Source organism: Mesorhizobium sp. INR15 (assembly GCF_015500075.1).
Lineage (GTDB): Bacteria > Pseudomonadota > Alphaproteobacteria > Rhizobiales > Rhizobiaceae > Mesorhizobium.
Genome location: NZ_CP045496.1, coordinates 2,825,707 through 2,849,471, shown reverse-complemented (window position 1 = coordinate 2,849,471; position 23,765 = coordinate 2,825,707). Strand labels below are relative to the sequence as shown.

Annotated in this window: 19 protein-coding genes; 4 read left to right on the top strand and 15 right to left on the bottom strand. The window is 60.2% G+C overall.

Features of this window, described 5'->3' with window-relative positions; genetic code table 11:
- Positions 1-112: 112 nt before the first annotated feature.
- The 4 genes from GA829_RS14020 to GA829_RS14005 form a co-directional block, all read right to left on the bottom strand.
- On the bottom strand, positions 113-1,207 hold the full coding sequence (locus GA829_RS14020) for an Acg family FMN-binding oxidoreductase (RefSeq protein WP_195179066.1): 1,095 nt from the start codon (positions 1,205-1,207) through the stop codon (positions 113-115).
- Positions 1,208-1,472: 265 nt separating this feature from the next.
- A complete protein-coding gene (locus tag GA829_RS14015; RefSeq protein WP_195179065.1) occupies positions 1,473-1,925 on the bottom strand; it encodes a hypothetical protein in 453 nt (150 codons plus the stop codon).
- The gene (locus GA829_RS14010) at positions 1,922-2,365 is read right to left on the bottom strand and encodes a pyridoxamine 5'-phosphate oxidase family protein (RefSeq protein WP_195179064.1); all 444 of its coding nucleotides are present in this window, start codon (positions 2,363-2,365) and stop codon (positions 1,922-1,924) included. The genes GA829_RS14015 and GA829_RS14010 overlap by 4 nt, the downstream gene beginning before the upstream one ends.
- 10 nt (positions 2,366-2,375) lie before the next feature.
- Positions 2,376-2,861 carry a response regulator gene (locus tag GA829_RS14005; protein ID WP_258052283.1) on the bottom strand — a complete coding sequence of 162 codons (486 nt, stop codon included), beginning with the start codon at positions 2,859-2,861 and terminating at the stop codon, positions 2,376-2,378.
- A 673-nt stretch (positions 2,862-3,534) separates the two neighbouring features.
- Between GA829_RS14005 and GA829_RS14000 the strand changes: the two genes are divergently transcribed.
- A complete protein-coding gene (locus GA829_RS14000) occupies positions 3,535-8,001 on the top strand; it encodes a chemotaxis protein CheB (RefSeq protein WP_195179063.1) in 4,467 nt (1,488 codons plus the stop codon).
- 228 nt (positions 8,002-8,229) lie between these two features.
- On the opposite strand, the gene GA829_RS13995 is transcribed toward GA829_RS14000, so the two are convergent.
- The 11 genes from GA829_RS13995 to GA829_RS13945 form a co-directional block, all read right to left on the bottom strand.
- Positions 8,230-9,420 (bottom strand): acetate/propionate family kinase, encoded by a 1,191-nt coding sequence (locus tag GA829_RS13995; protein ID WP_195179062.1) that lies wholly within the window; start codon positions 9,418-9,420, stop codon positions 8,230-8,232.
- Positions 9,421-9,442: 22 nt separating this feature from the next.
- Positions 9,443-11,833, bottom strand: a complete 2,391-nt coding sequence (locus GA829_RS13990; RefSeq protein WP_195179634.1) for a phosphoketolase family protein — start codon at positions 11,831-11,833, stop codon at positions 9,443-9,445.
- Positions 11,823-12,176, bottom strand: coding sequence for an HPF/RaiA family ribosome-associated protein (locus tag GA829_RS13985; RefSeq protein WP_195179061.1), 354 nt, complete (start codon positions 12,174-12,176; stop codon positions 11,823-11,825). The genes GA829_RS13990 and GA829_RS13985 overlap by 11 nt, the downstream gene beginning before the upstream one ends.
- A gap of 82 nt (positions 12,177-12,258) precedes the next feature.
- Entirely contained in the window at positions 12,259-12,801 is a 543-nt protein-coding gene (locus GA829_RS13980; RefSeq protein WP_195179060.1) for a c-type cytochrome, read from the bottom strand.
- Positions 12,802-12,960: 159 nt separating this feature from the next.
- The gene (locus tag GA829_RS13975) at positions 12,961-13,944 is read right to left on the bottom strand and encodes a zinc-dependent alcohol dehydrogenase family protein (RefSeq protein WP_195179059.1); all 984 of its coding nucleotides are present in this window, start codon (positions 13,942-13,944) and stop codon (positions 12,961-12,963) included.
- A 59-nt stretch (positions 13,945-14,003) separates the two neighbouring features.
- Positions 14,004-15,032, bottom strand: a complete 1,029-nt coding sequence (gene adhP, locus GA829_RS13970) for an alcohol dehydrogenase AdhP (protein ID WP_195179058.1) — start codon at positions 15,030-15,032, stop codon at positions 14,004-14,006.
- A 51-nt stretch (positions 15,033-15,083) separates the two neighbouring features.
- On the bottom strand, positions 15,084-16,535 hold the full coding sequence (locus GA829_RS13965; protein ID WP_195179057.1) for an NAD(P)(+) transhydrogenase (Re/Si-specific) subunit beta: 1,452 nt from the start codon (positions 16,533-16,535) through the stop codon (positions 15,084-15,086).
- Between the two features lie 9 nt (positions 16,536-16,544).
- Entirely contained in the window at positions 16,545-16,898 is a 354-nt protein-coding gene (locus tag GA829_RS13960) for an NAD(P) transhydrogenase subunit alpha part 2 (protein ID WP_195179056.1), read from the bottom strand.
- A gap of 16 nt (positions 16,899-16,914) precedes the next feature.
- Positions 16,915-18,096, bottom strand: a complete 1,182-nt coding sequence (locus GA829_RS13955; RefSeq protein WP_195179055.1) for an NAD(P) transhydrogenase subunit alpha — start codon at positions 18,094-18,096, stop codon at positions 16,915-16,917.
- A gap of 46 nt (positions 18,097-18,142) precedes the next feature.
- The gene (locus tag GA829_RS13950; RefSeq protein WP_195179054.1) at positions 18,143-19,741 is read right to left on the bottom strand and encodes an oleate hydratase; all 1,599 of its coding nucleotides are present in this window, start codon (positions 19,739-19,741) and stop codon (positions 18,143-18,145) included.
- Between the two features lie 59 nt (positions 19,742-19,800).
- Positions 19,801-21,183 carry an NAD-dependent succinate-semialdehyde dehydrogenase gene (locus tag GA829_RS13945; RefSeq protein ID WP_195179053.1) on the bottom strand — a complete coding sequence of 461 codons (1,383 nt, stop codon included), beginning with the start codon at positions 21,181-21,183 and terminating at the stop codon, positions 19,801-19,803.
- 375 nt (positions 21,184-21,558) lie between these two features.
- Here GA829_RS13945 and GA829_RS13940 point away from each other — a divergent pair, with 375 nt between their 5' ends.
- From GA829_RS13940 to GA829_RS13930, 3 genes are all read left to right on the top strand, one after another.
- Complete coding sequence (locus tag GA829_RS13940; protein WP_210337750.1) at positions 21,559-22,128, top strand: hypothetical protein; 570 nt, start codon at positions 21,559-21,561, stop codon at positions 22,126-22,128.
- Entirely contained in the window at positions 22,110-22,805 is a 696-nt protein-coding gene (locus GA829_RS13935; protein ID WP_195179052.1) for a VIT1/CCC1 transporter family protein, read from the top strand. Before GA829_RS13940 ends, GA829_RS13935 begins: the two co-directional genes overlap by 19 nt.
- Before the next feature lie 197 nt (positions 22,806-23,002).
- Positions 23,003-23,653: a BON domain-containing protein gene (locus GA829_RS13930; RefSeq protein ID WP_195179051.1), complete on the top strand. Its 651-nt coding sequence runs from the start codon at positions 23,003-23,005 to the stop codon at positions 23,651-23,653.
- Positions 23,654-23,765 lie beyond the last annotated feature (112 nt).

Here is a 23,765-nt window from a genome sequence, read left to right as displayed (position 1 = left end):
AGTTCGATTTCATGACCTGTCCCCGCCTTTGTGGCTGCCCGTGACGCATGGTTGGAAGCGATATGGTTGCCGGGAGGACGTATTTGCCCGCCTCGATGTTCGCATAGCGGCTTCATACGATCACATCCTCGACCGGGCGGCGTGGCGACCCAGGAAGGGTCGGACCATATCCATACCGCATCACTAAGTCGGGGCGCCTTCCAGGGACGCCTATCAGCGCGGCCAGTTCGGGACGCAAATCCGCCACCTCAACGGGCTGATTGATGAAGGCATGCTTCAATCCCAGTGCGGTCGCTTGCAGGGCGAAGCGCTGGCAGGCTTGTCCGGCCAGGATCCAATGCTCACGATCGGCCTTGGCCGCGACGAAAACGGCAACGCCCGGCGACGTCTTCAACTGACGCGCATACTTTTCGTTCTCAGATTTCGCTTGAAAGAAGAGGTCGAACATATGAGGCCCGAGCCATGTCGGAAGAATCGGACTTCCGCTCGCGCCACTGTAGAGGCCATCCCCAGAACGAAGCGCTTGGCGAGGATTGAACCGGAGCCAGCTCTTGAGTTCCTTGACGAAAGCCGAATCCATCATCTGCGCGTTGTTGCCGGCCATGACCAAGTCGCGAACGCGATCGATTGTGGGACGATCCGTGATCAGCTTTACATCAACCCCGGGTAACGCAGCGGCGGACGCGAGGATTTCAAGATCAGCCGTGCTGACCGTCCTGCCGTCATATTCGGCGCGAGTGGACTGTCGATGGGGGATCGCATCGAACAGGTCGGAGGGGCGACTTGACCCGTCAACGAACTCGAATACGGCGGCCCCGTCCTTTGCTCCGTCGAAACGCAGTTCGCCGGGCCGTCCTCGGGCGCTCGACGCCAATGCCAGGTTCTCGGCCGCACAGCCAAGGCTGACGAAAAGATGATGTTGGTCCGGATCAACGGCTGGCGTATGTCGGGAGAAGTCCGGCAATACCTCGATACGACCGTCCGATGACCGAAATCGCCAAGCCTGGGTGTTGTGGCTGTTTGCGGCAAGCGTTGCAAATCTGATCAAATCCCTGAAGTCGGGATTGCCAGGAAGCGCCCCGCGACCGGCGGCTATGGCGGTGTCATAGCCTGTCACCGACCCCATCTGGAGATAGCTGTATGACGCCGCGCCGGCGCCGGCGAGAACGACGGCGGTTCCGCCGACCAACATTGCTCGCCTGTTCATGGCTTCCTCTGATGCTTGCTCTAATTCTGCTGGCTGTGGGCCGCCATCGACCGTCGAATGCTCGACGGCGGGCCGCCCTCTCGATGAACATAGGCTTGGCGCGACCGGTTTTGGGAGCGTCGGAAACTACTCATGCCCGTCCGCCAGCTGAGCGCTTGGCGAATTCGAGGATCCGTCGCGTGTCAAAATCCGCTCGAAGACCCTCGTGTCGGGTTAGCCGAGATGCACGCCGAAGTCATAGCGATCAGGTGAAATGGGTGTCCCATCACCGGAACTTGCTGGAAGCGCTTGCCTGGTGTTGGGGATAAACAAGCGGCATTCCCGCAAAGCAGATCTGGCCTAGAAGTCCTAGTGCCCCGGCAGCCGAGCCCCAGCCCGCAGCGTAGCCGCTAAGGCTGGTGCCGAAGACCAGCACAGCAAGCATCGCCTCGACAACCATGAGCAGCATGAACGCAAGCAATCCCATGATGAGCCTCTCTGGCAGGCTGGAGATGGAGAACCGCTGCAGAGACCGCCCGCATGCCAGCCAGGAGGCGCCGAGAATGAAGGGAAGCTCGATCAACACTCCCCAAAGGTTGCCAATAGCTGGCGCGATCCAAAGGGTACGGGCCGTTCCTAATACAAAGCCTACGACGAAGACGCTGGCGAAGTAGACCATGCCGGCTATCACCGCAGCGGTGACCGAAGGAACCGCCATGCCGCCAGATGTGGCTTTCACTGAACTATTCCATGGCGGCCAGTCATCGTGACGATCTGGATCCGGTAGTAGACATATGATTTGGATGGCGCCTCGCCCTCGGCGTCGATACTGCCCGGCTCCCACCAGTTTGCGTGCTTCTTCAAGAGTTTCCAGGCAAAATCGCTGTCCTTGTCATAGTAGGGGCCGGGGGTCAGTTCTTCGAACCTCCCGTCTACCACAACCGTTCGCCATCCCCTCTCGCCATCCGCCTCGAAGACCTCCACCGCCACCAGTGGATTGGCTCGCATCCATTCGATCTTTTTGCCGACCGTTGAAAACGCATAAATCTGGTTGCCGGAGAATCCATATGAAATGGGCACGACATAAGGCTGGCCGTCCTTCGCGCAGGCCAGACGCGCGGTGTGGTTTCTGGACAGCACGTCGGAGCATACATTGCGTGACAAAGTTTCGATCCGCACCTCTTGCCTCCTAATCAGTTGCTTGCGGCATGGCCGACAACGCTGGCTTTTCGTTGGATGCGCCAAGCAGCGCGCTCGCAATGGCGCGCGCCAGGTCGGATTCGCGATACGGCTTCTGAATGACGACGGCGCGCGGATCGCGCGGACAGCCGGTGAGGATATCGCCACTCGCGAAGATGTGCGGAATAAATGCTGACTTGAGAATTTCCTCCACCGCCGCGATGCCGCTTCCGGTGCCCAGGCGTGCGTCCACGATCATGACATCGGGCTTCGTCGCCAGAGCGGCCGTTACCGTCTCCTCTTCAGTCTCCGCGGACGCGCACACCGTGTGACCCATCTCCTCAAGCATTTCGATGAGCATGATGTTTATGAACGGCTCGTCTTCCGCGACAAGTATCCGAAGCCCTTTCATTCTGGTGGCTCTCCGCCCGCGCCGCCCTCGTTGATCCAAGCCTCGATCTGATCGCGAACGAGCAACGCCGATGGATGCGGCCATGGCCGTCCGTCTGCTGCATCAACGTTTGTCGTAAAGTCGTGACGCGACCAAACCATTGTCTGGGCTCTCGGCTGTTTTGGCATTGGGTGCATTTCGTTCATTGGAAACTGCGTATCACTTGAGTTCCGGCTCGAAGCCGCGGGCGGAAAAGGTACTTTTGGTCTAACCATGCGGATGCTCCGCTGGCGGAGCCGAAAGAGTATCGAAATACTGGCCACATCAGATACGTCTCAGGAGCATCGAGCCGGGCCTTGGCCTTTGGTCACACTCGCCGTCGCGTGACCGGCCTGACGGCGAATTGGACGGCCATTCGCAGCCTGCCACGACCGACGCCTATCCGGGTCGTCCATGATCAAGAACCGGACGCAAAATCCGGGCTGCCAACCTGACGAGAGCACCATACCCTCTACAAATGCTCCCGGGAGCATCGGAAACTACTCATGCTGGTGACAGAGATTTCGATCGGTAGCCCAAGGAGTTCGGTCGTGGACACCTGCAATCGGTCAGGCAATAGCGTTTCCATCAATCTATGCCTGGAACGCGATGTCCCTGTTGAACGTTACCTGTGGGCCAGATCGAGAATTGATTTCAATCAAGACGGCAATTGCTGGCGATTGTTAGCACGCTCCATCCGCCCGTTCATTGGAGAGCAGGCTCAAAGGAAACCCAAAAAATGCCTGGGACCGCTCCCGATCATGCGGCGACGGTACGACCGCCGCCAAGTCGGGCTGTGGCATCCGCGCCTGCCAAAGAAAGCGATCCGACCAATTTCCCGGTTGTTGCTATTGGCGCTTCCGCAGGTGGATTGGAGGCGTGTCAAAAGCTGCTTGATGCGCTTCCGCCAAAACTGGACATGTCCTTCTTGCTGGTGCAGCATCTGGATCCCTCGCATAAAAGCCTTATGGTGGAGTTGCTCGGCCGCCATACGACGATGACGATCGTCGAGGCATCAAACGGGACGGCAATCGAACCAAACCACCTCTACGTAATCCAACCCGGAACATATCTTGCCGTAAAGAACGGGACACTTCTCGTGTCCAAGCCCAACGCCCCGCACGGCGCGCGCCTGCCATTCGATTTCCTGCTCAACGCTGTTGCCAACGAGTATGGCGCGCGCGGCATCTGCATAGTGCTTTCCGGAACAGGCGACGACGGCAGCGTCGGACTGAGGGTGATAAGCGCGCTTGGGGGACTTGTCATAGCGCAGGACCCTCATGAGGCGACCTTCGATGGCATGCCCAGAAGTGCCATAGCCACGGGTCTTGTCGACCTCGTCATGCCTGTCGGCCGGATCGCCGAAGCGCTGGTTGCGAGAAGCGAGCCGTCTGGCAAAGACATCATCGAACCACTCGATCCGCGCTCATCGGACCGACCGCGCGAGGAGATCATCGAATATCTGCGCACTGAAACCGGGCACGATTTTACGCACTACAAGACTGGCACGCTCCAGCGCCGCATCGAGCGGCGTATGGGCATGGCAGCGGTCAAGTTCGACGACATGACGGACTATCTGAAGCATCTCAAACAGGACGAAGTCGAACGTGATGCACTCGCCAAGGACCTCCTTATTCATGTCACGCGTTTCTTCCGTGACCCCGATGCATTTGAGTTTCTGACCAAGGAGATCGTCCCGGACCTTGTGAAAGCCGCGGCCCCAGAGCGCGCTCTTCGGATATGGATCGCCGGCTGCAGCACTGGCGAAGAGGCCTACTCCCTGGCCATCCTGTTCCGGGAGGCGATCGATGCTGCCAACAGCAGATCCAAGCTGCATGTGTTCGCCTCCGATATAGAAGCCGACGCCATCGCAACGGCACGCGAGGGCTTCTATGGGCATGCGATCGACGCCGACATTTCGGAAGAACGGCTCGCCAAATATTTTTACCGGGAAGACACCGGGTACCGTGTCTCGGCTGAGCTGCGCGCCAGTGTCGTCTTCACGGTGCAGAACGTCCTGTCAGATCCGCCGTTCTCCCGACTGGACTTCATTTCCTGCCGAAACATGCTGATCTATCTCGGGCCGGATGCCCAGAAGAAGGCGATTGCGCTGTTTCATTTTGCGTTGGATGACGGCGGAATGCTCTTCCTGGGAAGCGCGGAAACGGTCGGCAATGCCGAGGGTCGCTTTGAAGCCGTAGCCAAGTCCCAGCGGATTTATCGGCACATAGGCCGCAGCCGCCCCGGCGTGTTCGCCTTTCCGTTGGCCGCCGGTGCGGTCGATATGACGCATTCCAAACCCGGGCAGCGCCGAACCCTGTCCCGCCAGGCAACGCTCGGCGAACTTTGCCGTCAAATGATACTGGATTCCCACGCGCCTGCAGCGGTGGTGATCAACCGCAAGAATGACTGCCTGTATGCGGTCGGGCCAATCGACCGTTACCTGAGCGTGGCTCAAGGGTCACCGACGCTCGATCTGCTGGCTCTTTCGCGGAAAGGCATCCGCAACAAGATTCGTGCTGCCGTTCAGCAAGCGGTGCAGACAAATGCCTGTGCTCGGCTGTCGGGCGGCCAATCCGAACGAGATGGCGTCGCGATTTCCCTAAGCATCGATGTCCAGCCCTTCATAAGCGAAGGCGAAGACCTTCTGCTCGTTTGCTTTCATGAAGAGACATTTCGCGCGATGCATGGTGCTTCTTCCCTGCCTGAGGACGTTCCTCGGATAGCCGAACTGGAGAGAGAGCTCGACGACACACGAACGGAACTTCAGGATGCCATTCGCAACCTGGAGATATCGGGCGAGGAGCAGAAGGCGATCAACGACGAGACGCTCTCGGTCAACGAAGAATATCAGTCGACGAATGAGGAGCTGCTTACTTCGAAGGAGGAGCTTCAGTCGCTCAACGAAGAGCTGACGGCCCTCAACAGTCAACTTCAGGAAACGCTGGAACATCAGCGCACGTTGTCCAACGACCTTCAGAACGTGCTGAACAGCACGGATATCGCGACCGTGTTTCTCGACCGGGATCTCAATATCCGTTTCTTCACGCCGGCGACAAAACAACTTTTCAACGTCATTCCAGGCGATGTGGGTCGGCCGCTGGCTGATCTGGCCTCAATGGCCTCCGATGCCGCACTTCTGGTACATGCCCGCACGGTGCTTGAATCACTCGCCCCGATCGAAAGCGAGATCGAGGCTTCAGATGGCGCGTGGTACATGCGGCGGATCCAAGCTTATCGTACGCAGGACAATCGCGTCGAAGGGGTGGTGATCACATTCGCTGATATCACCAACCGCCGGCACGACGCGGACGCCCTGATTGCCGCGAAGCGTGAGGCTGAACAGGCGACGTCGGCGAAATCGCGGTTCCTTGCGGCCGCGAGCCACGATCTTCGCCAGCCGCTCCAAACGCTGACATTGGTACAAGGCCTGCTTGCCAAGACAGCCAAGGGCGAGAAGCAGGAGAGGCTGATCGCGCGTTTCGATGAGACGCTCGACGCCATGACCGGAATGCTGAACGCCCTGCTCAACATCAACCAGATCGAAGCGGGCATCGTTCGCGGCGAGATTGTAAATTTTGCGGTTGGTGACCTGCTGTCCCGGCTGGGGCGTGAGTTTGTCTATCTCGCCCAGGCAAAGAAAATCGAAATGTGCCTGGTCACGACCAGTTTGCGAGTCCGAAGCGATCCGCGTCTTCTCGAGCAGATTATCAGGAACCTGGTCGCCAACGCTTTGAAATACACGAAGGCTGGCAAGGTGCTGATCGGATGTCGTCGTCGCCTCGGCAAAGTCAGTATCGAGGTTTGGGACACGGGGCCAGGCATCGAGGGCGGTGATCTGCAGGCTATCTTCGACGAGTATTACCAGATCGACAATGCCGCTCGTGAGACAAACAAAGGGCTCGGCCTTGGACTATCGATCGTCAAACGCCTTAGCGACCTCCTCGGCCACAACGTTCGTGTTCACTCGACACTCGGAAAGGGCTCGGTCTTCGCGATCGACATTCCGCTCGCCTCGGATGAAGTTGAAGACGTGGAAGATATGGTTGCGGAGCAAGATATTACACCGCCCCCAAAGGAAAGAAGCGCTGTTGGTGCGATCCTTGTGGTGGAGGATGATCCGGAAGTCCTTGAAATGCTCGAGGACCTGCTGAAAGATTCGGGCCACCATGTGCTGGTCGCTCCCGATGGCGCTTCGGCGCTGGAACTGACGCTTCATGGGGCCATCAGGCCCGACATTGTCCTGGCGGATTTTGGCCTGCCGGGGAAAATGGACGGCGTCCAGACGGCAATTACGCTTCGCGAAAAGCTTCACAGATCCGTTCCGGTAGTAATCCTCACCGGCGACATTTCCGCCGACACTTTGCGGGTTATCGCACAGAATGGGTTTGCGCAGCTTCACAAGCCCGTTCGTCTTCAAGAACTGACCAACCTCATCCAACGTCTGCTATCGGAAGAGCGCGCATCATCAGTGATTTCCGAAGAACGCGCGGATACAGGCGGTGCCATCGCCGTGCCGACGATCCATATCGTGGATGACGACAGCAATATCCGCCAAAAAATCAAACGCGTGTTCGAAGATGACGGATACGCACTGGAAACGTATGAAAGCTGCGAGGCCTTCCTGGAGAGCACCAAAAGGAGGCTGCCGGAATGCTTGCTTCTCGATGCGTACCTGCCGGGAATGAGCGGCCTGCAGCTTCTCGAAAGGCTGCGTCAACGAGGCGATGTTCTTCCCTCGATCATGATCACCGGCGAAAGCGACGTGTCGATCGCGGTGGAGGCGATGAAGGCGGGGGTTTCCGATTTCATCGAGAAGCCGATCGGTCTGACCGAACTGCGTGCCAGCGTTCACCACGCGCTCGATCTGGCCAGGGATTCGAACAGACGGGCGCTATCGCAGGAATCGGCGGCGTCCCAAATGGCGGAGTTGACCCTCAGGCAGCACCAGATCATGGATCTCGTGCTTGCAGGTCATCCCAGCAAGAACATCGCGGCCGCCCTCGGAATCAGCCAGCGGACAGTCGAGAACCATCGTGCCGCCATCATGAAGAAGACCGGCTCGAAGTCGCTTCCCGCGCTCGCCAGGCTGGCGGTGACGGCTGTCAAGGTTCCAACGGATGCCAGACGCGCAGCCGTCGCGTTCGATGTCGAAATCGCCTTGCCTTCGCGAACCAGGAACGCTTCATGGATAGATACCCGATAGGCCCGACGTCGCAGCTTCGGGGTCGGCGAGCCGCAGCTGTGTCGATTGCGGCCTCGCTGTATTTCTTTGCTGCCGCGAATTGGATCGAAACATCTGGTCCTTGTTACTCGCCATGCTGCTGTTGAGGGCGCCGACGTTCCGGCGAGTTGATTGACGCAGTGCGACATCGACGACCACATTGGGCCAGGCCTTGTCGAGTTTGGCAGCTGGGTTAGCTCAGACAAGATGTCAGCCATTGGGACGACTGGCATCGAGCAGAGCCCAGGCATCGCGTCCGATCTGTTCATCCTCCTGTGATGGGAGAACCATCACTTTGCAGCGGGACGCCGGATCGCTGACAAGACAGGCGTTGGAACTGTTCCGGGTTTCATCAAGTCTGACGCCATTCCAGGACAAACCAGCGCAGATCTCGGCGCGAACATTTCCGTCATTCTCTCCAATGCCACCAGTGAAAACGATGAGGTCCACTCCATTCAGGGCAGCGTTCATCGCGGCGATCTGCTTGCGCACGGAATAGCAGAACATCTCAATCGCGAGACGCGCATCCGACGCGGTGCCTTTGTGTAGCTGTCGCATATCACCGCTCAAGCCCGAAATTCCGAGGAGACCTGAATGATGATCGAGCAGATCTTCGAGCATCGGCGCATCAAGCTTCTTCTCGCGCATCAGATAGACCAGCAGGCCAGGATCGAGATCGCCGCTGCGCGTGCCCATGATGACGCCACCAGTCGGGGTCAAGCCCATGCTGGTGTCGATGGACTTGCCGCCTCTGACCGCAGTGATGCTCGCTCCGTTGCCTAGATGAGCGATGATCACGCGCTCCGGTAGATCGCCGCCAAGCTGATGCAGGATCGATGCGCAGGAAAGGCCATGAAATCCATAGCGCTGGATGCCTTCTGCCCGCAATTCCTTGGGAACAGGAAGGACGCGGGCGATATCAGGCAAATCGGCGTGAAAGGTCGTGTCGAAACTCGCCGCCTGTGGCAGGTTTGGGAAATGCTCGCGTGCAAATTTTATGACGGATAGAGCTGGCGGCATGTGCAACGGTGCGAACGGGATAGCCGCTTCGAGTTGCTGCAGCACGGCATCATCAATCAGACACCGCCGCCGCAGGTTCGGTCCGCCATGCACGATGCGATGCCCGACCGCGTCAGGTGCGGGCGCCTCGGAGCCGGCGAGAAGCCGGCCGACGCGGATGACCGCCTCACGTTGATCGGCAATACGCCCCGTCACTTCCGGCAGTCTGGTTCCGTGCGCATCCGTCGCGTGGAACTTGCTGTTGCTCCCACCGATCGACTCGGCCTCACCCGCAAGCAGCATTTCGGTCCGCGAGGCGTCGACACGGTACAATCCGAATTTGAGCGATGACGAGCCACTGTTCAACGTGAGGACGACAACGTTCGGCTTGGCCTCTGTCATTGAGCATCCCGCTAGGGTGAGGTCAGGATTTCCAGCACCACTCGCGGATCTCCGGCATGTCGTCGCCATATTCGCTGATGTAGAGCTTGTGACGTTCCATGGCGGCCCAGTAAAACTCCGTCGCGTTCTGAACGCGATGACTGAACCTCGGGATTCGGCTGACGGCATCCAGCGCGAGCTGGAAGCGGTCCAGATTGTTCAACACGACCATATCGAAAGGCGTCGTCGTGGTGCCCTCCTCCTTGTAGCCGCGCACATGGATGTTGTCGTGATTGTTCCGGCGGTAGGTCAGCTTGTGGATCATGGCGGGGTAGCCGTGGAACGCGAAGATCACCGGCTTGTCCAGCGTGAACAGTTCGTCGAAGTCCTGATCTTCCAGCCCGTGCGGATGTTCCGACTGAGGCTGCAGGACCATCAGATCCACCACGTTGACGACACGGATGCGAATGTCGGGATAATGGGCGCGCAGAAGCTTTACAGCGGCAAGCGTCTCCAGCGTCGGGATGTCTCCCGCGCAGGCCATGACCACATCGACCTCGTCGCCGTCGTCGCTAGCCCACTGCCAGATGCCGGCACCGACAGTGCAGTGCCGCGTGGCGGACGCCATGTCGAGCCACTGCCATTCGGGCTGTTTGCCGGCGACGATCAGGTTGATGTAGTTGCGGCTTCGCAGGCAGTGATCGGCGACCGACAGCAGACAGTTCGCGTCGGGCGGCAAGTAGATGCGCACCACGTCCGATTTCTTGTTGGCGACGTGATCGATGAAGCCGGGATCCTGATGGGAGAAGCCGTTGTGATCCTGCCGCCAGACATGCGACGTCAGCAGATAGTTCAGCGAGGCGATCGGTTTGCGCCAGGGAATGGTCTTGCTGACCTTCAGCCACTTTGCGTGCTGGTTGAACATGGAATCGATGATGTGGATGAACGCCTCGTAGCAGGAGAACAGACCGTGTCGGCCTGTGAGCAGATATCCTTCGAGCCAACCTTCGCAGAGGTGCTCGCTCAGCACTTCCATGACACGTCCATCGGCGCTGAGATTGATATCGACGTCGTCAATCTCGGCCATCCACTCCTTGCCGGAAACGTCAAAGACGGCTTCCAGCCTGTTTGACGCGGTTTCGTCGGGACCGAAAAGCCGGAAGTTCTGCTTGCCGAGATTGAGCTTCATTACGTCACGCAGAAATGTGCCGAGAACGCGTGTCGCTTCCGCCTTGACGCCACCGGGCTCAGCCACGGTTACCGCATAATCATGGAAATGCGGCATCGACAGCGGCTTCAGCATCTCGCCGCCATTGGCATGCGGATTGGCTCCCATGCGGCTATGGCCCGTGGGAGCGAGCGCTGCGAATTCCTCGCGGAACTTTCCACCTTCGTCGAACAGTTCGTGGGGCTTGTAGCTCAGCATCCAGTCTTCAAGTTGCTTCAGGTGTTCGGGGTTCTTGAAATCCGCGATCGGAACCTGATGCGCACGCCACGTGCCTTCGACGGGTTTGCCATCGACGAATTTGGGCCCTGTCCAACCTTTGGGCGTGCGAAGGATGATCATCGGCCAGCGCGGACGCTGCGGTCCTGCGGCATCACCGGAAGCACGCGCTTCCTTCTGAATTTGCCGAATCCTGTCCAAGACCTTGTCGAGCGTGGCGGCCAGCGTCTGGTGCAGGATTGCCGGATCATCGCCCTCCACAAAATGCGGATCGTAGCCGTACCCGAGAAACAGTTGCGTCAGCTCCTCGCGGCTGATCCGCGCCAGCACCGTCGGATTGGCGATCTTGAAACCGTTGAGGTGAAGGATCGGCAGAACCGCGCCGTCACGCGCCGGGTTGAGGAATTTGTTTGAGTGCCAACTGGCCGCGAGCGGTCCGGTTTCGGCCTCCCCGTCGCCGACGACGCAAGCAACGATCAATTCGGGATTGTCGAAGGCCGCGCCGAATGCGTGCGTGAGGGAATAGCCGAGTTCCCCGCCCTCGTGAATCGAACCAGGGGTTTCCGGCGCTACGTGGCTAGGGATTCCGCCAGGCCACGAGAACTGTCGAAACAGGCGAAGCATGCCATTGCGGCTGCGCTCGATCGCCGGATAGCGTTCCGTATACGACCCTTCGAGATAGGTATTCGCCACGATGCCGGGGCCGCCATGGCCGGGACCTATGACGTAAATCATGTCGAGGTCGTTCTTCTTGATGAGCCGATTGAGGTGGACATAGAGGAAATTCAGTCCCGGTGTCGTGCCCCAATGGCCGAGCAAACGAGGCTTGACGTGTTCGATCTTGAGCGGGGCCTCGAGCAGCGGGTTGTCGCGCAGATAGATTTGGCCAACCGACAGATAGTTGGCGGCGCGCCAGTAGGCGTTCATTTTCGCCTGCAGATCGGGCGACAATGGACCCGGCGAAAGACCTGTTGCCGGATCAATCAACATCTTCATCTGTCCGGATCGAGGCGCCGCCCTTATGATCGTTTGACCGCCCTTGGGCGGAGTCCAGCAGTCGCCGCAGCTTCCTTGTCGCGCCCTCCACGGCCTCCTCGATGGTTGCGCGATTGTCGGTCACCGCCACTGGGTTGCGCCCAGCGGGCCGGATCTCGATGACGCAGCGCTTGTCGGCGTTGCCGGATTTGGCGGCATTCTCGTCGCTCAAACGGACCTCGATCGACGTGATCCCATCGCTGAACCGGGCAAGCCCGGCCTTGAGATTGGCTTCAACGTGACGCGTCAGCCCTTCATGTCCATCAAGATTGTGGTCGGTGCTGACGTGGATCTGCATAGATTTCTCCTGATGCTCCGAAGTTGCCGCCCAAGCGCCACTGCACCATGCGTCCGCCGATCGACTCGATCATCGGTCCGTGTCAGCCGCCTGCCGGAGCCGAGGGAGCCGCCTCTGTGACCTTTGCACCGACCTTGGATGAAAAAACCGGCGCCGTCATGCCAGGTGCCACGCCGAGAAAAGCGACCAACGACCATATCTGTTCGTCGGTTTGTGTCGGGGCGAACCCTGGCATGGCAGTCATCTTGACGCCGTACTTTATGAACTGGAAATTCTCGTCCGCCTCTGGCACCCGGCTCGCACGGAAGAGATCCGGCGGCTGTGGATTGAGACCACGCGAAATGTTTGTTCTCTCAAGTCCTGGCCCGCCGTGGCAGACGGAGCAATTCTGTGAAAACAGATGCGCGCCAGCCTCGATCGTCGCTGGCTGGTCCAGCCCGGACGGAACCTTGATTGCCCCAAGGCGTGCGCCGACCGAGCGATCCGACGTGGTGTGGACGGCCCAGGCAACAATCGCACTATCAGGGGTCGTTGCCGAAACATCGTATATGCCCGAATAGATGAAAACGAGCCCGCCGGCGGCCGCTACGACTAGACAACCGAGAATCGTCAGCAGTATTTTCATCACAGCGTCCATCCCATTATCGAAAGCACCAGCGTCTCGATTCCCGCATTTGGGCGCGAGGAACCAACGAGGTGTGACGAGCAAATCCTAGCTGACGTGGTTGGCGCGGTGGAGGTTCGGAATATACTCAGGCCGAGTCCGCATCGTGACCCTGGCAGGTCAAGGCACGAGAACCGCAGCACCTTCGAACCGCCCGGCGCGCAGGTCGTCCAGGGCTTCGTTGGCTTGCGGCAGGGGATATCGGGTTGTCCTGGTGACGATGCCGATTTTCGGGGCGAGCGCGAGGAAGTCGATACCGTCCTGCCGTGTCAGATTGGCAACCGAGACAAGCTGCCTTTCCTCCCAGAGAAGACTGTATGGGAAGCTGGGGATGTCGCTCATGTGAATGCCCGCGCAAACGACGCGCCCGCCCTTGCGGACCGCCTTCAAGGCGATCGGCACCAGTTCGCCCGCAGGCGCGAAGATGATGGCCGCATCAAGCGGTTCGGGCGGCGTGTCGCCGGAGCCTGCCGCCCAGACGGCACCGATCTCGCGCGCGAACGCCTGCGTCGCCAGATCGCCTTGCCTGGTGAAGGCGTAGACCTCGTGCCCTTGCCATTTCGCGACCTGCGCAACGATGTGGGCGGCGGCCCCGAAGCCGAAGAGCCCAAGCCGCTTGCCGGCGCCGGCAATCGACAGGGACCGCCAACCGATCAAGCCTGCGCAAAGCAGCGGCGCCAACGACGCGTCGTCACCGGCTTCGCCGAGGGGAAATGCAAATCGAGCGTCGGCAATGGCTGCGGTGGCAAATCCGCCGTCTCGCGTGTAGCCCGTAAACAGCGGATGATCGCAAAGGTTTTCCCGGTTGCTCAAGCAATAGGAACAGGCGCCGCAGGTGCGGCCCAGCCAGGGGACGCCCACGCGTTCGCCGTCCACCAGGCCGACAACGCCAGGGCCGATCGCGTCGACCCGGCCGACGATCTCGTGACCGGGAATGACCGGCAACACCGGGTTGGGCAGTTCACCGTCGACGACATGCAGATCGGTACGGCAGACCCCGCAAGCGGTAATCTGAATCCTTATCTCGCCCGGCCCCGGTTGCCTGTCAGGCAACTCCATCCATGCAAGAGGGGATTTTAGCCGATTCAGAACCATCGCCTGCATGGCTGTTCTCCATCTCCGGCCAATCCTGACGGATATGGTCGAATGTCGTCGGTTCCGTTCTAGGCGAAGTCGAGGACGATCCGGCCTGCCACCTTGCCGTGCTCCAGCCGATCGAAAACGGCATTGATGGCGGACAGAGGCTGCATCTCGATGTCGGCCTTGATCTTGCCGTCGGCGGCGAATGCAAGCGTCTCCGCCATGTCCTCGCGTGTGCCGACGAACGAGCCACGAATGGTGATGCAATTGGCCACCATGTCGAACAGAGGCACCGGAAATTCGCCGGGCGGCAGGCCGACCAGCACGCAGGTGCCGCGCTTGCGGGCCATGGCGATACCCTGTTTGAAGGCGCCAAGCGAAGGCGCGGTGATCAGCACGCCATGCGCGCCGCCTCCGGTGCCTTTTCTCACGGCCTCCACCGCGTCAGGGGATTTGGCATTGACCACGAGATCGGCGCCGAGGCTCTTGGCGAGCGCCAGCTTGCCGTCGTCGATATCGATGGCACAGACCTGAAGCCCCATCGCCTTGGCATATTGGATCGCCAGATGGCCGAGGCCGCCGGCACCCGAGATGGCCATCCACTCGCCAGGCCGGACATCGGCCACCTTGATCCCCTTGTAGGTCGTGATGCCGGCGCAGATCAGCGGCGCCGCCTCGCGCGGCGTCAGGCCATTGGGGATATGGGCGACATAGTTGGGGTCCGCGAGAATGTACTCGGCAAAACCGCCGTTCTTCGTATAGCCGCCGAACTGCGCCTCGCCGCACACCGTCTCCCACGCAGCCAGGCAATGTTCGCAATGGCCACAGGCGGAGTATAGCCATGGCACCCCTACCCGGTCGCCCTCCTTGACGATGGTGGCGCCGGCGCCAACGGCGGTAACCCGGCCGATGCCCTCATGGCCGGGAATGAAGGGGGGCGTCGGCTTCAAGGGCCAGTCGCCGCGCGCTGCATGGAGATCGGTGTGGCAGACGCCACAGGCTTCTGTCTTCACCAATATCTGGCCCGCGCCGGGAGTGGGTATATCCCACTCCCGGAACTCAAGTGGCTTTCCGAAACCTGTAACGACCGCGGCGTGCATCTTGGATGCCATGGGGAGATCCTTTTCTTTTTGAGTCTGGTGCCGGCTGTTCAGGAGCCGGCGTCAAGCAGCGGCTGACAATCCAAGGCTACGCACGGCCTCGATCATCTTGATGAGCACGGCCTGGGCGTCGCCGTAGACCATGTCGCAGTTGTCGCCGTAAAAGGGCGCGTTCTGGATGCCAGCGTAGCCTTTGCCCTCGCCGCGCTTCACGACGAAAACCTTCTTGGCCTTGTCGGCGTTTAGGATAGGCATGCCGAAGATCGGCGAGGATTTGTCCGTGCGAGCCGCTGGGTTCACCACATCGTTGGCGCCGATGACGAGGGCGACATCGGCGTTGGCGAACTCGTCGTTGATGTCATCGAGCTGGAAGATGAGGTCGTAGGGCACGCCGGCTTCGGCAAGCAAGACGTCCATCTGACCTGGCATCCGGCCAGCCACCCGATGAATGGCGAACTTGACCGTGACATCTGCCGACTGCAGCAGCTTGACGAACTCGTAGAGCTTCTGCTGGCCCTGCGCGACCGCGAGACCATAGCCCGGCACGATGATGACCTCCTTCACGTAGCGCATGAAGATGCCGGCATCACCGGCTGCGGCAGGCTTGAGGCTGCCCTTGATATCACCCTGCTTCTGCTTGGTGACGGCACCGAAGTTCGTGAACAGGATGTTGCTCACCGAGCGATTCATGGCCTTGGCCATGAGCAGGGTCAGCAGCAGGCCAGCGGCGCCGACCACCATGCCGGCGATCATCAGGGCCGGGTTCTGCAAAACGAAACCTTCCAGGCCGACCGCGAGGCCGGTGAAGGCGTTGTAGACGGATATCACCACTGGCATGTCGGCCCCGCCGATCGGCAGGGTCATGAGGATGCCGAAGACAAGCGCCAGGGCGAAGAAGAGATAGATCAGATCGGGCGTCGCAATCAACGGCGCCGCGCCTGCCTCAACGGCAAAGACAAGATAGCCCCCGACGACAAGAGTGGCCATGAACACAAGTCCATTGACCAGTTGCTGCCCTTTGAACCGAAGCGGCTTGTTGATCACACCATCGAGCTTGCCCCAGGCGATCAGCGATCCGGACAGAGACACGGCGCCGATCAGCGCGCCTGCCAGGGTGACGATGAGCTGGGTAGCGCCCTGGGATTTACCGCCGAACAGTTCCACGGCCGCGATAGCACCGGCCGCGCCGCCGCCCATGCCGTTGTAAAGGGCCACCATCTGGGGCATGGCGGTCATCGCGACCTTCCGACCGCTCCACCAGGCAGCGCCTCCGCCGACAACGAGTGCGACAAAAGCAAGCCCGATATTGGTCGCGAGGAAGGGCCTCGCTTCCGTTGTAACATCGAACGCGTAGAGAAAGCTGGCGAGGATCGCGACGACCATGCCAAGCCCGGCGACGAATATGCCCGAGGGCGCCGTCACGGGCGACGACATTCGCTTGAGGCCGTAGAGGAACAGGAAAGCAGCCGCTAGATCGGCAGCCCCGATCAGGAGTTGCGGGATGATGGTGAGCATGGCGGTTCCTCAGCCCTTCTTCGGGTGAAGGGCCTTGGCGCGGCCGGATTTTGCGTGCGCAGGCTGATGTTCGCTGGTCTGGAACATCGCGAGCATGCGATCGGTAACCGCGTAGCCACCCGCGGCGTTGCCGGCACCAAGCAGCACGGCAAAGAACCCTATTGCCTGTTCCAGCGTCGTACTCGCATTGAGCAGCGCAAAAATCCCGCCGACCACGACGATGCCGTGAACGAAGTTGGAGCCGGACATCAGCGGCGTGTGCAGGATCGCCGGAACATGGCCGATAATGACCCAGCCGGCGAAGCCCGCGAGCATGAAGATGTAGAGCGCGACAAACCCGCTGATCGAGATCGAGAAATCCATGGTGTTCTCCTGTGGCTCAGGCCACTTTCGCGGCCGGCACGGAATTGCGGTCCTTGCCCATGCCGGGGGGCGCGATGGTTTCCGCATGTGGCTTGGCCGCCTGGTTCTTTATCGCGCCGTCATGTGTGAGCACCGTCCCGGCGAGGATCTCGTCGTCCCAGTCGATCGTGATGATGTTGTCCTTCATCATCAGCGCGAGCAGATTGTACTGGTTGCTGGCATAGAGCCGGCTGGCGTCTTCGCCGAGCAATGACGGCACGTTCAGTGGCGCGACGATAGTCACCAAGCCGATCTGCGCCGTTTCACCGGGGCGCGTATCTTCGCAATTGCCGCCGCCTTCCGCGGACAGATCGACAATGACCGCGCCGGCCTTCATGCCGGCGACCTGCGCCTTGCTGATGAGCTTGGGTGACGGCCGTCCAGGAATGGCCGCGGTGGTGATGATAAGGTCCGCGGCCTGAATATGCGCGGTCAGCACGCTGGCAACCTTGGTCTTTTCCTCGGCCGTCAGTTCGCGGGCGTAGCCGCCCTTGCCTCTCGCATCGACGCCCGTCTCAACGAAGGTCGCGCCAAGCGACAAGGCCTGTTCCTGGGTTTCCGGACGCACATCATAACCCTCGGTCACCGCGCCCAGGCGATGGGCGGTAGCCAGTGCCTCCAGGCCAGCGACGCCAAGCCCCATGACCAGAACCTTGGCGGGACCAACTGCACCAGCGGCCGTCGTGAGCTTCGGAAGGATCCGGCCAAGATGCGTGGCGCCGAGTTGCACGGCATAATATCCGGCGAGCGCGGACTGGCTCGACAACGCGTCCATTGATTGCGCCCGTGTTATGCGCGGCAGCTTTTCCATGGCAAAGCAGGTGATCTTCCTGTCCAAAAGGCGTTCCACCAATGCCGGCTCCTTGTCGGCGTAGATGAACGAGATCAGGATCGCACCCGGCTTCATGGCATCGACCACATCCAGCGCGGGCGGCTGGACCGCGAGAACCACATCGGCGTCGGCAACCAGCTTTTTGCGATCGGGGATGAATACGACATCCCTGAAGGCCGAGTCCGCCAGCTTGATGGCGTCCCCTGCCCCTTTCTGCATGTGCAGCTTTCCGCCCAGCTTGACCAGCTTGGGCACGACCGATGGCACCATAGCCACACGCCGTTCATGCGGCTGCGTCTCTTTCAGAACGGCAACATTGACGTACATCGCGCCCTCCAATGTCTAGCGAGTGCCAGGGATCCGCGGATTCCGTTCACCGGAAAGCCTTTATCGCCGCGGCGAGCTGGACCTTGATCGACTTGTCGTGATGCAGGATTGGCGGCACCTCGCGGTCTATCTTGAGCAATTGATAGACGGCGATCTGAGCAGCCCGCACCGAATACTCCACGGTGAAGACGACATCCTCGGGGATTTCGACGAACTGGCTGACGAAGGCCAGATTGTTGGAATTTTTGGGAACGGGCAAAGGACGATCGCTGTGTGCCCGGGGCATGAACATGCTGGTGATGTAGGGCATCCGGCATGGAATGCAGTTCGCCGAGCCAACGGCTTCAAGGCCGAAATTCAGATGTCCGCAAAGCTCCTGCAGGATCTCCCGGCCGTTGCATTCGCTCATCGGTTTGGCGACGAAATTGCCGATGCGATCGGGATGGAGCCCGTATCCCCAGAACACCTGAACGCCCGCGGGCTGATCGGCAAAATGGGGTTGATGCGCCAGAACAATGGACATCAGCCAGTTCGAATCCTTCAGCGTCACCAGTCCGCCCGTTCCGGCTTCATTGCCAGTGAATTCTTCCATCCTGTCGAAGAATGGCGAACCCTTGAGCGTTAGGGTGAAGGACTCCCAGAACGATTCCGGTATGCTGGCGTTGAACGCTGCGGGATTGCCAAACTCCGGACGGCCAGTGGCCAATTTCTCCCATAGGCGCCAACCGCCGCTATCGGCTTTCGTCAGCGCCTTCGGCGCATGCGACATCGATCCAAAGCTCGATGCGTCGGTCATCGATCCGTTCTGGAAGAAGACCAGATCGCCGTCCGCGACAGGGATTGTCTCAACTGCACCGGCGCGCTCGCAGGCGATACCTTGGACGGTGATTCTTCCGCCCTCGGTCCGGAGATCGATATCCGTAACGGTGCAGTTGGTGATGAAATTGACACCCTGCCCTTCCAGCCAGCCAAGCAAAGGGCGCACCAGGGAGTCGTATTGATTGTAGACGGTGCGTTTGACGCCAGCGAGCGTCTCGATGCGCGTGAACTCGAGCATGAAGCGATGCAGGTAACGCTTGAATTCGATTGCGCTGTGCCAGGGCTGAAATGCGAAAGTCGTGGCCCACATGAACCAGAAGTTCGTCTTGAAAAACGACGGCGAAAGCCAGTCGGTGATCGGGCTCGTACCAAGCTTCTCTTCGTCGGCTTCGGTGATTTTCAGCAGCTCGAGCCGGTCAGCCATCGAGAAGCCCATGGATGTCACATCCATGCGGTGCCGATTGCGATCGACCAGCCGCGCCATGGCATTCGACTTGTGCCGATCGTTGAACGCAACGGTTTCGTCAAAGACACTTGTGCCAGGAGAAGCCAGCGAGGGAATGGTCTTGAAGAGATCCCAGGTGCATTCGTAGTTGTCGGTCGTCAGCATGCGGCCGCCACGCAACGTGTAGCCTTCCTTTGGATTGCCGCCGCCATCGAGGCTGCCACCCAAAATCGGCATCGCCTCGTAGATCGAGATCTTGTGACCCGGGATATGCCCGTCCCGGATCATGAAGGCCGCGGCAGCCAACGAACCGATCCCGCCTCCGACGAGGTGGGCTTTGTTGTTGGCTGCGGCCATTGCGGCCACGGATTGCTTTGCCATGTCGACGTCTCGCGATCTGGAACTGGAAGAAAAGCTTGGCCGTGGTGAACCCTTGGGGCCTAGGCCGGGGCCTTCATCGTCGCGACGCGGACCAGCTTCTTGTTGACGAACTGCTGGATGCCCATGTCGCCGAGTTCGCGGCCATAGCCGGAGTCCTTGATGCCGCCGAAGGGCAACTCCGCGTCGGACCAGTCGATGTTGTTGATGAACATCATCCCTGTCTCGACCTTCGAGGCGATCCGCTTGCCGCGGGCGACATCCTTGGTCCAGACCGAGCCGCCGAGACCGAAGTCGGAATCATTGGCGAGCGCAATGGCCGCATCCTCATCCTTGACCCGGAAGAACAGCGCCACTGGACCGAAGAACTCGTCGCGGAAGGCTGGATTGCCTGGCTTGATGTCCGTCAGAATCGACGGTTGCATGTAGGAGCCAGCCCGATCGACGCGCTTGCCGCCCATCAACAGCTTGGCGCCATTGGCGACGGCGGTTTCCACCTGCTTGAGCAGTTGCACCAGGGCCGCTTCGCTGGACAAGGGACCGAGCGTCGTCTTTTCGTCCATCGGGTCGCCCGCTTTGAGCGCTCCGAGCGCGGCCTGGAACCGTTCGATGAATTTGTCGGCGATGCTGTCTACCACGATGAAGCGCTTCGCCGCGCAGCAAGTCTGGCCGGTGTTGTACATCCGGCCCCAGACCGCCCAGGGGATAGTCAGGTCAAGGTCGGCGTCGTCCAGCACGATAAAGGCGTCGCTGCCGCCGAGCTCCATGGATGAGACCTTGAGGTTCTTTCCGGCGCGCGCGGCAATGCTCTGACCCGCCGCCACGCTGCCGGTCAGGCAGACACCCTTGATGCGGGGGTCATCGACAACCTTGTCGGCCTGATGATGGGAGATGAAGAGGTTGGTGTAGAGACCGACAGGCGCACCCGCGTCGAGCAACAGCTTTTCGAAAGCCAGCGCGCATTGCGGCACGATCCCGGCATGCTTCACCACCAGTGTATTGCCGGCCATCAGGTGCGGCCCGGCGATCCGCGCCAGTTGGTAATAGGGGAAATTCCAGGGCTCGACGCCGAAGATCACCCCGATCGGGCTGCTCTCCATATGCGCTTCGCCGACCGTCGGATTGAGCTTGACCGGGGCCAGGAAGCGCTCCGCATTCTCTGCGTAGTAAGCAAGAATCCTGGAACTGAACTCGACCTCGCCGCGAGCCTCGCCAATCCGCTTGCCCATTTCCGACGTCATGATCTTGGCGAACGTGTCGGCCTGATCGTGGAGCAGTTTGGAGGCCTTGGCGATGATCACCGCCCGTTCGGCGTAGCTCTTGTGGCGCCAGGTTTCGAAACATGTCTGGGCCGCTGCCAGCTTGGTCTCGTATTCTCCCGCGTTGATTTCGTCAAAGCCCTCGACGAGCTTGCCATTGAAAGGGTTGGTGCTTTGATAGGTCATGGACGTATCCTTTTCCGAACATTTGGGGCGTGCGATTTCGCTCTAGACGGTCAAGGTTCGATCATGACCGATCCGAGCCAGGCTGTTTGTCGGAGCGGACCGTAGCTATTGAGAACGCAGGTGCGAAAGCATCGGAAACTACCTAGGGGCACTGCCGTCAGGCGCTCAAAACGGGCGTAATGCCTGACGCGCGAGAAGCGGATTCTTGAGTAGTTTCCGAACCTGCTTTCCAGCGACGAACCCGCCTAATGTCGCGTCTTCGTGACCGCCGCCACCGGCCCAGAAAAGCAGCATTGCATGACGGCCGCGAAGCCGAACGAGCCTCGCGGCTCAGGCGCCGGACGACGACGCCTTTCCACCTGAAGGAGATCAAAAATGAAGACCATGACCGACGCAGCCATCGCCATATTTCCCGATCACGACGCGGCGGAATCGGCCGTAAAACAGTTGAGCGCCGCTGGATTTGCGATCAGCAGCCTGAGCGTCGTAGGCAAGGGCTACCATACCGACGAGAAGGTCGTGGGCTTTTACAATGCCGGTGATCGCATCACGTTCTGGGGAACACGCGGCGCGTTCTGGGGCGGACTGTGGGGTCTGTTTCTGGGCGGCATGTTCATAACGCTGCCACTGGTCGGGCCCGTTGTCGCGGTGGGCTACATCGCCGCTGCCTGGATTGCCGCACTGGAAAGCGCGATTGTCGTCGGTGGTGTGAGCGCGCTTGGCGCCGCGCTTTACAGCATCGGTGTGCCCAAGGACAGCGTCATCCAATACGACAGTGCCATCAAGGCCGACAGCTTCATGGTGTCAGTTCACGGAATGCCTGAAGAAGTGACCCGAGCCAAGGCCATCCTCGGCACCTTGAAGCCATCGCGCCTCGATGTGCATTCCGGCCTTGGAAAGAAGCACGATGACACCGCTGAGCTCGAATGCCTCGTCCTCACGTAGAAAATCACCTCGTCGGACGCATCGGCTGGCTGAGAGCGGCGGTGCTAGGCGCCAATGACGGCATCATCTCGACCGCAAGCCTTATTCTCGGCGTGGCGTCGGCCAGCCTGTCTTCCGGCAATGCCGTCCTTGCCGGAGTGGCGGGATTGGTTGCCGGCGCCATGTCGATGGCAGCCGGGGAGTATGTCTCGGTCAGTTCTCAGAAGGATACCGAGCAGGCAGACCTCGCGAGGGAAAGCACGGAGCTTGCTGCCGACCCGGTGTATGAGGCGCAAGAGCTGACCCGAATCTATGTGGCGCGCGGGTTGGATCAGGTTCTCGCGGGCCAGGTCGCCGCACAACTCATGTCGAAGGATGCGCTTGGGGCCCACGCCCGCGACGAGCTTGGCATTTCAAGTTTAACGACCGCGCGTCCCGTTCAAGCCGCGTTCGCTTCCGCCGCCACCTTTTCGGTCGGGGCGGCCGCTCCCCTTATCCTCGCATCGGTCGCGCCGACGTCTTGGCTGATCTGGTTCGTCTCGATCGGATCGCTGATCTTCCTCGCCCTTCTCGGCGCTATCGGGGCGAAGGTAGGCGGCGCCGACCTTTTCAGGCCGACTATTCGCGTCCTGTTCTGGGGGGCCTTGGCGATGGCCATCACCGCGGGCGTAGGCGCGGCGTTTGGCACAAATGTCTGAGCCGCTTGATCCCCACAAGCGGCATTTGAGTAGTTTCCGACCCTGACGACCGACTACGCCTCTCGGCTAACATCCCTGCAGATTGATAGCCCGACCCCAGAGCGCCTCAGGCTCTTCAGGTGGCGGATACAATCGTCAAAGTCGGAGCGCGGCTGGGATATGGCGCGGCTCCTGACATTTCCTGATCGGAGAATTCCATGAACAATGACAAGCGACTCAAGGACGCCGTTCTCGCTGAACTGAACTGGGAACCCAGCGTCAATGCTCCTCATATTGGCGTGACCGCGAAAGATGGCGTGGTTACCCTTTCGGGCCACGTCGAAAGCTATGTCGAGAAGCGGGCGGCCGAGTCTGCCGCGAAACGCGTGAAGGGCGTCAAGGCTGTTGCCGAAGAGATCAAGGTACAACTGCCGTTTGAACTCCAACGCGGTGACGAGGCCATTGCCTCAGCCGCAATCGACCGAATTGCTTGGGACGTTTCCGTTCCCAAGGACGCGGTCCAGATCAAGGTCGAGAACGGCTGGGTCACCCTGACCGGTCAAGTAGGCTGGCACTACCAGCAACTCGCCGCCGAACATGACGTCCGCGGCCTCCACGGGGTAGTCGGCGTCTTCAACCAGACAACTCTCAAGCCTCGCGTCAACACGTCGGATCTCAGCGACGACATCGAGGTTGCCTTGAACCGGTCGTGGTTCTTTGAACCGAACAGGGTCGACGTGAGTGCCGACGAAGGAAAGGTCCGCCTCAGCGGCGCAGTCCATTCGTGGCACGAGCGCCAGGTCGCTGAATCCACGGCATGGGCAGCACCTGGTGCTACTTCGGTCGAAAACAATATTTCGATTATCTGACCTGTTTCTACAAACTGCCCACCGACGGCCCATGCCGCCGGTGGATTTTTCAAATCCTGCTGCGTCCGCCGGGCCTCACAGCCGGATATTCCACTGACGTCGCTGCGTCGGT

Excerpts from the sequence above, each read along its gene's own strand:
- GA829_RS14020 (WP_195179066.1), bottom strand. The coding sequence starts at position 1,207 with ATGAACAGGCGAGCAATGTTGGTCGGCGGAACCGCCGTCGTTCTCGCC.
- GA829_RS14005 (WP_258052283.1), bottom strand. The coding sequence starts at position 2,861 with ATGGCCGCATCCATCGGCGTTGCTCGTTCGCGATCAGATCGAGGCTTG.
- GA829_RS14000 (WP_195179063.1), top strand. The coding sequence starts at position 3,535 with ATGCCTGGGACCGCTCCCGATCATGCGGCGACGGTACGACCGCCGCCA.
- GA829_RS13995 (WP_195179062.1), bottom strand. The coding sequence starts at position 9,420 with ATGACAGAGGCCAAGCCGAACGTTGTCGTCCTCACGTTGAACAGTGGC.
- GA829_RS13990 (WP_195179634.1), bottom strand. The coding sequence starts at position 11,833 with ATGTTGATTGATCCGGCAACAGGTCTTTCGCCGGGTCCATTGTCGCCC.
- GA829_RS13985 (WP_195179061.1), bottom strand. The coding sequence starts at position 12,176 with ATGCAGATCCACGTCAGCACCGACCACAATCTTGATGGACATGAAGGG.
- GA829_RS13980 (WP_195179060.1), bottom strand. The coding sequence starts at position 12,801 with ATGAAAATACTGCTGACGATTCTCGGTTGTCTAGTCGTAGCGGCCGCC.
- GA829_RS13975 (WP_195179059.1), bottom strand. The coding sequence starts at position 13,944 with ATGCAGGCGATGGTTCTGAATCGGCTAAAATCCCCTCTTGCATGGATG.
- adhP (WP_195179058.1), bottom strand. The coding sequence starts at position 15,032 with ATGGCATCCAAGATGCACGCCGCGGTCGTTACAGGTTTCGGAAAGCCA.
- GA829_RS13965 (WP_195179057.1), bottom strand. The coding sequence starts at position 16,535 with ATGCTCACCATCATCCCGCAACTCCTGATCGGGGCTGCCGATCTAGCG.
- GA829_RS13960 (WP_195179056.1), bottom strand. The coding sequence starts at position 16,898 with ATGGATTTCTCGATCTCGATCAGCGGGTTTGTCGCGCTCTACATCTTC.
- GA829_RS13955 (WP_195179055.1), bottom strand. The coding sequence starts at position 18,096 with ATGTACGTCAATGTTGCCGTTCTGAAAGAGACGCAGCCGCATGAACGG.
- GA829_RS13950 (WP_195179054.1), bottom strand. The coding sequence starts at position 19,741 with ATGGCAAAGCAATCCGTGGCCGCAATGGCCGCAGCCAACAACAAAGCC.
- GA829_RS13945 (WP_195179053.1), bottom strand. The coding sequence starts at position 21,183 with ATGACCTATCAAAGCACCAACCCTTTCAATGGCAAGCTCGTCGAGGGC.
- GA829_RS13940 (WP_210337750.1), top strand. The coding sequence starts at position 21,559 with ATGAAGACCATGACCGACGCAGCCATCGCCATATTTCCCGATCACGAC.
- GA829_RS13935 (WP_195179052.1), top strand. The coding sequence starts at position 22,110 with ATGCCTCGTCCTCACGTAGAAAATCACCTCGTCGGACGCATCGGCTGG.
- GA829_RS13930 (WP_195179051.1), top strand. The coding sequence starts at position 23,003 with ATGAACAATGACAAGCGACTCAAGGACGCCGTTCTCGCTGAACTGAAC.